Raw genomic sequence first — 8,619 nt, forward strand, 5'->3', positions numbered from 1 at the left:
AAACTGGACGGTGCAACGCGCAGCCGTGGCCCACTCTTCTGCCAGCCGCGCCTGCCGGGTGGTCAGCGACAATGAGACATGGACAACCTGCCCGCGCGCTGCTGATCCCGTAGCAACGCCAGCCGCCTTCGCATCCCAAGCCATTTGGGTGCCGAAGGCCTTCTCCTCTTCCCGGGCTTCTTCTTTGGGCCCAACGGGTCTGCCACCAACTTCGCCAGTGTTGTGGCTTGGCGTGGTCGTCGCTGCCAGTGCCGGTGCCGAAGGGTTCGGTGCCGCCAAGGCGTCAACCGAAGTCGGCGGTACCGGGATGGGCCGATCGGCCAATTCACTTTCGCCCACCCTCCCGCCAAACCCCAACTTGGCCGAAAACCCTGCGTCTTGGCGAATGATCCGCATCACGTCCTTACGCTGTGCCATCATGCGACCTCTGCCGGGTTGAGGATCATCTGGTCGATCTCTTCCAGAAGGTCCCCTGCCTCCTTCACGGCACTCTGGACGTGCGCAGCAAGCGCCCGGTTCGGCGTCTTGTCCGCGATCACTCCGAGAAGCCCTTCTCTGTCCATTCGAACATAAGCGGCGCGGCTGCCAAGATAGGTCTCAAGGGCTGGCAAGGACTGGAACAGCTCTTCAGCCACCGCCCGCTCGGTCTCTGACACCCGCACAGGCACCCGGTTGAGCAATACAGAAAACCCTGCAAGCTCGCCCGGCTTTTCCACGCGGCCACGCAGCTTCAAATACCAGTTGGCCGTTTCCATCGTTTCGCTCAAATCGCCCCGCGACAGCATCATCGGGCAGATGATCCGGTGCGCTGCGACCGCCAGAACGTCCTGCGCTTCTGATCCGCCGCCGAAGGTGTCGATCAGGATGAGGTGCTCTTGATCGGGCTGCTCATAGATCTGCCCGATGGCTTCTGCCACCCGGTGGGCGTCGAGCGTGTGGATCACCTCAACCAAGGGGGACCAGTTGCCGGCCTCCTTTCCCGCCTGCATCCACTTGAGGCAGGACTTTGAAGCATCGGTGTCGAAGATCGTCACCGTCTCGCCTTTTGCAGCCGCAGCAGAAGCCAAGGCGCGACAGAGGGTGCTCTTGCCCGATCCCCCCTTGCGGTTCATCACCAGCACAACACGTATCCCGTAACCCATACCACCTTCCTCACTTCGCCGATTGCGTTTCGCGCAATGCGGATCGCCGAAATCTTTTATCTTAACTCGCATCGCTTTAATCTGAACGCAGACTGCAGATATCAGAAACCGGCTCGCGCAAATCTTATTGCGCAAGGCGTATCTCTTTAATCCGAAATCTGATTACTGGATGCGTATGTCTTTTATCTGATCGCGCAATGCGTGTATCACAAGGCGTAACCCCGAACACACATCCCTGATGCCACAAGACGCATCCCACACTTCCTTTCTCCGGAACCTGAACACTGAACGCCAGGCTCCACACGGCAAACAAAAACAAGGCTTTAGGCCCACGTTCTCAGGGAAAATTCACCTCTGGCCACGTGGCTGGGGGTACACCATCCCTGTCTCACCTTGTGTGTTGCGCGATCAGCGAAACGCATTCGGTGGCGGGGGAGTTACCCAAGGTCAGCACAATCTGCAAGAGCATAAATCGCGCTTAGATTGCACTTGAAAGGGAGGTGAAGGAAGGGGTAGGAAGAGTGGCAGGAAATGCGATGTGTCTACAAATAATCGGTGACAGAAGTTGGCGTTAAAATCAGATCCTCGCGAAACTAGACTTAAGTGGCAGTCCGGTGTTTCTGACCAAGTTGGCAATGAAGTTTCTGATTCTGCTGTGCAGCAAGGCGTTGGGCGCGGACGACCACGGTCGGAGGAAAAGGGCCAAGTCGTGAGCTGTCGCCTGCCTGCTGAAGAGTTGCATGCCTTCGATGCGCTCTGCACCCAGCTCGGTGCAAAATCCCGGTCCGATGGAGTGCGATCAGTAGTGCGCATGGCCTCTGGTTTCCTCGAGTTCAGCCGGGAGGACAGCGCCAAGCTGGAGGAAATTCGTTACGAGCTGGGCAAGATCGGCACCAACGTGAACCAGATTGCTTTGGCTGCGAACCGGGGCAGGGCGCCGATGGTCAAGGCGCAGTGGGCATCGGTCGATGAGTTGCGCCGGTCTCTGCCGATTGTGGCCAAGGCGCTGAACCAAATCATTGCAGAGCGTCGGCGGCAGGGAGTGGCGCTGTTCCGCAAGTTCGTAGAAGCTCAGGAGGGCGCGCGCCATGGTTAAGCTCGGGTCGCGTCCCATCGGGGTTGCCGAGGCTGTTCTTGGCGAGATCAACTTCCTGCGGCCGCAGCAGGGTCGGGTGAAGGCGGACGGTTCGTCTTCGCCCAAGCGCGGGTTCAGTTTCTCGACGCGGGCCAGCCAGCTGTGGCGGCTTTCGCTGGGGTCGAACGCGGCGGTGCTGAAGAAGATCGGCAAGGGTGGGACGGCCAATGCCAAGGAGCTGGCCGCCCAGATGGACTACCTGTTCTCGAAGTCGGCCTCGATCTTCGGCAATGGGGTCGTGCTGGATGCTGATGCCAAGGGGCTGACCAAGGACGAGCGGAATGACATCGTCGGCAACTGGGTCGAAGATTGGCGCGGATCACCGAAGAACGGCCACACCACCCATCTCCTGATGAGTTTTCCGTCTCATGTTCGGCCTGAGAAGGCGAAGCTGATTGCTGAAGCCTGGGCCTTCGAGATGTTTCAGTTGGGCGAGCATCAGGACGATGTCTGGTCCTATGTCGCAGCCTTGCACACCGACAAGGCGCATCCGCATGTCCACATGGTCGTGAACAACCGGGGCACGTTGAACGATAGCTGGTTCTTCATGGCCAAGGAGCATGCCTTCAATCTGGACGTCATGAAGGAGCGCATGGTGGCGATCGCGGCCGAGGAGGGCGTGTTCCTCGATGCCACTTCTCGCGCCGAGCGTGGGTTGCTGACCTATGGACCGTCGCGGGCAGAGATCGAGCGGGCGCGAGTTGAGGGCCGAGCGCCAGAAGAGCGGCCGCGCGAGGGTAAGGCGCTGGAGGATGCGCTGGCGACGATGGCACGCACGGCGGATGCCATGCGCAGTCTGAGCCATGTCGCAGCGCTGACGGGTCTGCCAGAGATTGGCGAGAAGATTGCCAAGGCAGAAGAGGCCATGCGGCGGGGCGGGGTGTTGCAGCCTTTTCTGGGTGATGTGGCCACGGCGGAGAGAGCCGATCTGGATCGACATTTCAGCGGCTGGATGGCTGAGGCGGAGGGCAAGATCCGGAAGATGCCTGTCGCCGAGCGCAAGGAAATGCGGGACGAGCTCTATGGCTATGTCATCGACATCGCCAAGGGGTTGGGCGATGCGCGCGGCGCGCAGCTGCTACAGATGATGCCGCAGACCAAGCTTTACGCGACCGGTTTTGAGGGTGACCGGCTGACGCAGGGCAGGGAGGCAGTTGATCTGCAGCCAGGTGCCGCAGTGCGGCTGAAAACGGACATCGTCGGCAAAGCAATGTCTATGGGTCTTCGCGGTGACCGGATGGCCGAGCGGCTGGAAACCGGTGCCGCCAGTGCCTGGGAAGAACGCGACTGGGTGCGCAGTGACCTGCTGGCCATTTCTGGGCGGCGGCGTGCCGATCTTCATAACCCGGATCAAGGCCGGAAGGTCATCGAAGAACTCGAAGGTTTCTACGAGGCGGCGGCCAAGTTGATCGATCATGCCCGGGCACATGAGGTAAAGCCGGAAAACGACCGATTGCTGCGCGCTCTTGGGTCGATGGGCCGTATCATGCAGGCGGATGGCAAGGTTGAGTTCCGGGGAGATGCTCATGCTGAGCGGTTCGCCGACGAGTTGCGGCAGCGGTATGGCAAAGGGGTTGTCGCGGATCTCGCCAGCGGCCGGACGGATGCGCTGGCAGGGGATTTCGAGGATGCGGACCAGCGGATGTGGATCGCGCGGGCCATCGTTTCTTCGGCTAAGTCGCATGTGGCGCTCGGGCTGACGCTGAAAGAGGCACGGCAGGCTGAGCGGCTGCTCGCGTCAACTCCTGCTCGGGGCGAGCATGATTGGGAGCGGTGATTGCGCTCAATGCCCTCGTCCGGGTTGCGCTAAGGATTCTAGCACGTGCCGTAGTAGCCGCCGGAATATCGGCAGTATTCGGTGGCAGCGCCGGAGCGGATCATCTCTGCCGCAATGTCTCGGCCGTTGGGCAGAATACATTGGGCAACGAGGCGTCCATATCGATCAACGTCAAGAACTGCGCAATGCAGGTGCTTGCCGGATATCAAACGGCGCAGGGTCGATGTGGCGGTTGAGCCGCCTTGATGGTTCCATTCCGGCGCATCGAGGCCCCAGACACGAATTCGACGCGACTCGCCGCTCAGCGTGAAGGAGTCTCCGTCCAGAACCTTGCTGACACGTGCTTCAAGGATGGGTGCTTCCTCGGCTCGAGCCATCCCGCCCTCAAGGAACAGTAATCCAATCCCGATTACCACCAATAGGTAAATGCCAGTGAGATCGGCGCGACGAAGTCTGAAACGGCTCAAGTGTCTATTCATGCGACCATTATCGCTCGGCTCGTCATATCACTGCAAGTTGCTTCCTCTATCAAAACCATGACGAAACAGGTGTGGGTGCCGACGGCGGGCTGACGGAGGCTTGCAATAGGCACTTTTCAGCGCCGCCAAGGGTTGGGCCCGAGGGCTTGCTCTTTAGCCGAACTGCCGAAGTTTTTAGGACTGCAATCATGCTGTGACTTCCTGACAAGTCAGAGTGGCATTGGTAGGCTGGTCTCAGAAATCGCGCGGTCCGGGACGGTGACTAATGGCAAAGAGCAGGATCGATGAGGCATTGGCTGCTCTGAAAGCTGCAGGCAATGACGGTTTCGGAGCGCGCCGGGAGGTTCTGGAACGTTTGGGCTTAGATCTGCTGCATCGGCCGGCCCTGGGCGGTCAGATCGTTGCACGAATTTGCGCGATCGCAGAACCAAGCCCACGCGACGAGGGTTTGCTAGACCTTCTGGGAGCAGGACTTGATACTGCCCGCATCGCCCGCGAAAACGGCAAAGCACGTGGTCAGACCCTTATCGTTGCAGTCGAAGCGGCATTAGACCTTGCGCACGGACAAGGTCGGATGACATCCGCCCACAGTCTGCTCTTTGCGCAGCTTTGGACCCGAAACGGCTTGCCTGCGCCCGCTGCTCTCGCACTGCAAGTCGAAGATGTCGTCCCCGCGACCAGTCGACGTGCGACCAATCCTGCTGAAGGCGACGCCCTCTTGGAAGGGCTCTTTGCTGAACTCACCCTGCAGGCAGACGGCGAACCGCTTGCTCTGCATCACGCGCTGACGGAAAGCTTCCCAGCCATGCCGTCTGACATGCGTGATCATGTCGTGGCCTATTCGGTCAGCCGAAGCGATGCCATTCATGCAGATCTGGCCTGTTACTGGTTGCTTGACCCGGCACTGCACATTCGCCTCACAGCAGCACAAGGCCTCGCCAATCGCCTTGCAAGTGCTGAACTGCCTGGTCGAATTCTGGCGTCATTGGTCGTCCTGCGCAGTTGGATGCCCGACGATGCCGCGCGGGCGAAGGTGGACGCCATGCTCAAAGAGGCGATGCGCAAGAGCGTCGCAGCTTCAGCAGATCAGGCGCCTTGGACGATGCACAGCATTCATGCGTCCTTGCCCGATGGTGGAGGGGCTCAGAGCATCGGCATTGCGCTACAATCCGGTTCGCAGCGCAAAATGGCGATGCTGCTCCTGAAACAGGGGCAGGGTGTGAAGGACGCTTACACCATCACTTGTCGCACGGCGCTTGATCAGAAATCCATCATCGAACGCATGACCGAAGAAGTCGGCGCTCTGGCGGTGACAGCAGACTATGTGCGCCGTGCCGTTTCAATTGCGCTAGCAGATGGTCTGACCCATGGACAGCCGCCCGTTCCGGGGCTGATCGAGGTTGTCCGTCTATGTGGTTTTGCCGGTTTGCGGCCGGAGGTTCAATCGACACCGGACCTCATTGCTGATCTTGCCTCAACACGAGCAGCGCAAGCGCTTCCGCCGCGACAGCACGGGGATCTGATTACCGCCAGCGAGGAATGGTGGGATCGGCACGAGACAATCGAAAGCTGGTTCGAAGACAGCGATGCAGCCCATTCTGTTCTCGACAAGGCGCGCAGCGCGAAATCTGCAGAGACGGCACTTTGGAAATGGCTGGAGACCCGACGCGATTGGTGGGCACGCATTCTGGCCCGTTCCGCCGATGTTCTGGAGACTGCCTTCCACCCGGACGCGACCGGTTTTGCCGCCTGCGCCATGGCTCTGCTGGATGGTCGGGATCTGAAAAAGATCCCGGTTATGCTTGATGTACATGAACAGACCATTGAAGCTTGGGTCCGCGATGATCCGGACTTCGACCCGGGCTTGACGTTTGAAGAACTGGCGCAGGAAGCACCCGCGCCTGAAAGGAAGGGTGAAGTCGTCGCGCTATTGCGTGGCACCGGTCTTTCGGTGGACTGGCTCGACGGCTACATGACCGGCGTCGTGATTGCGCCGCAGATGATCATGCCAAACCAATGGTTGCCTGCAGTTCTGGAGCCGGTCTTGCCACGGATCAACCCGTCGCAATTCCAGCGCTTCATGGACCTTCTTATGATGCGCGCCCAGGCGGTCTCGGATGTTGCCTCTGACCCTTACCAACTCGTTGCCGCGATATCCGTCCGCTCGAAGAAGGGGCAGGTGGAATGGTGGAGCGGGTTTTCGGATGCCATGGGGAAGTTTCGGACGGCTTGGCCAAAGAAGGGCATGACCAAGGAGGACAAGCGGCTCTTCGAGGTTGTGAGCGCTGGCTTGGCAAGCACGGATTTGGCTGATTTTGCGGCGCTGGTCGCACTCCGACAGGAGCGCAATCTAGGCTAGTGGGAAGACTTCGAGCGTCGAAAAGGGCGGGTAGCAGACCGATGCAGGTGCGGCACGCAACTTGCGGCATTTGGCTGAAGCGGACAGTCGGTTACTAAGCAGCATCTTCGGCCCTAGACCGACGTGAAGGGCGGAAAGGCGGTGGCCAGAGGCAGGTTGTCGATTCAGAAGCGTCTCTGTTCCCTTGAATTCGGGCGATCGTTAATTGACCAACAATTTCTCCCCCGATACCGTCTCGGCACTTCACATGGGAATGTTTTCATCAAGATGCGTAGCCCCTTAATGCTAGCGATATTGGTCGCGCTTGCTGGATCCCCCGCGCTTTCTCTCGACATTGACGTCGAATACCTCGACCTTCGCCCGATCAGGCCGCCCACCATCCACGTCACGCTGACCGGCGAGATCGAAGAGGGCGACACGCAGCGCATCAAGGCGGCCATCTCGCCCTACACAGTCGACAACGCCCTTTTCCTGTTCGACAGTCCCGGTGGAAGCCTCATGGAGGGCTTGGAGATCGGCCGCTTCATCCAAAGCTTGCCCTACACAACGAACTCTCAGGTTGGCACGCTGGAAAAGCCCGGTGCCATCTGTGCCAGCTCCTGCGCCTATGCCTTCCTCGGGGCCGACTACCGCTACCTCTCGGAGGGCGCTCTTATCGGGGTCCATAAGTTCTATTCAGACAATGCGGGGCTCACCGGTGCGGATGCCCTTGATCTGTCGCAATCTCTCACGGCCCTGATTGCGGGTTTCCTGCTGGAGGCCAGGGTCTCGCCGACCTTTCTGAACGACATCGTCTCAGCTTCGAGCGACGACATGAACTGGGTATCCGTAGACAGGCTCAACGAGGCTCATGTTCTGACCCAAGGCATCTATTCCGAAACTGTGGAATATAGAAACATCGATGGAAGGTTGGTCCTGTCTGTCGAGCAGATCGCGGAGGTCGGCGCGAGCAAGTTGCTTCTCACGTGCGGGCCGAGAGGCATCATCGGGTATTCGTCGCTGTCGGAGCCGGAGATCGTAATGCTGGATACGATCCAGGTCGTCATCAATGAGGTCATTTATGACGTTTTGGATCCGCAGCTCCTCAACCGGGACGACCGCCTCCTGAAGTCGGCCTTCACTTTGACGCCAGACTCTGTGCGCGCCATGCAGGCGCATTCCGAGATCGGCGTCATAGCGACCACACCGGGCGGGGACGTGTTCTTCGGGGTCAACGGATCGGTCAAGGACGCCAAGATTGCGGAGCTGGCGGCTAGCTGCCACACCGTGGCGCAGACGGCAGCGCAACCGGGCATGACCCGGTACAGTGACACCGACATCCAAGGCGGTGATCTCACGCAGAAAGGGATACGCGGCATCTCGCTCGAAGAATGTGAACAGATCTGCATCTCCGCGTCAGACTGTACTGGCGTATCATATGTCACCTCGAAGCAGTGGTGCTGGCCGAAGACCTCGAACGGGGTGGTGATGCCGACGCCGGGTGTTGTCACGTCTCTCCGATAGTGCGGACTTGCTCCAAGGTGTCAGGACGCATGTCTGGACGGCCCCTGATGCGCAAGTTGGGATTCTGACGAGCCTATGCCAAAGACAGTCATGGCTACGGCCTGTTTGCTTGGAACAACCGCTGGCCCGGATGAAGTCCGCTAGGCTTGTCACGTATTCGTGCCGCCCCAGTGCTCGCTTAGGCCACTGACGTTGCCCCCGACTTTTATCCATGGTGAGCGAGA

General features: G+C 59.6%; 7 protein-coding genes. 4 read left to right on the forward strand and 3 right to left on the reverse strand.

The annotated features are described in order from the left end of the window. Together L0H65_RS09080 and L0H65_RS09085 are read right to left on the reverse strand one after the other, a co-directional pair. Positions 1–417: hypothetical protein (locus L0H65_RS09080; RefSeq protein WP_301458552.1), on the reverse strand; the 417-nt coding region annotated here is incomplete at its 3' end. Then, positions 417–1,277 carry a division plane positioning ATPase MipZ gene (locus L0H65_RS09085; protein WP_301458553.1) on the reverse strand — a complete coding sequence of 287 codons (861 nt, stop codon included), beginning with the start codon at positions 1,275–1,277 and terminating at the stop codon, positions 417–419. The genes L0H65_RS09085 and L0H65_RS09080, both read right to left, overlap by 1 nt. 574 nt (positions 1,278–1,851) lie before the next feature. Here L0H65_RS09085 and mobC point away from each other — a divergent pair. Further along, positions 1,852–2,238 (forward strand): plasmid mobilization relaxosome protein MobC, encoded by a 387-nt coding sequence (mobC, locus tag L0H65_RS09090; protein ID WP_301458554.1) that lies wholly within the window; start codon positions 1,852–1,854, stop codon positions 2,236–2,238. After that, positions 2,231–4,054, forward strand: a complete 1,824-nt coding sequence (locus L0H65_RS09095; RefSeq protein ID WP_301458555.1) for a relaxase/mobilization nuclease domain-containing protein — start codon at positions 2,231–2,233, stop codon at positions 4,052–4,054. The genes mobC and L0H65_RS09095 overlap by 8 nt, the downstream gene beginning before the upstream one ends. A gap of 38 nt (positions 4,055–4,092) precedes the next feature. Here L0H65_RS09095 and L0H65_RS09100 read toward each other — a convergent pair whose 3' ends face one another. Then, positions 4,093–4,521, reverse strand: coding sequence for a thermonuclease family protein (locus tag L0H65_RS09100; RefSeq protein ID WP_301458556.1), 429 nt, complete (start codon positions 4,519–4,521; stop codon positions 4,093–4,095). A gap of 586 nt (positions 4,522–5,107) precedes the next feature. Here L0H65_RS09100 and L0H65_RS09105 point away from each other — a divergent pair. Beyond that, positions 5,108–6,892, forward strand: a complete 1,785-nt coding sequence (locus tag L0H65_RS09105) for a UPF0149 family protein (protein ID WP_301458557.1) — start codon at positions 5,108–5,110, stop codon at positions 6,890–6,892. Between the two features lie 294 nt (positions 6,893–7,186). Continuing rightward, positions 7,187–8,395 (forward strand): PAN domain-containing protein, encoded by a 1,209-nt coding sequence (locus L0H65_RS09110; RefSeq protein ID WP_301458558.1) that lies wholly within the window; start codon positions 7,187–7,189, stop codon positions 8,393–8,395. Positions 8,396–8,619 lie beyond the last annotated feature (224 nt).

This window comes from Pseudorhodobacter sp. (assembly GCF_030452865.1).
Lineage (GTDB): Bacteria > Pseudomonadota > Alphaproteobacteria > Rhodobacterales > Rhodobacteraceae > Pseudorhodobacter.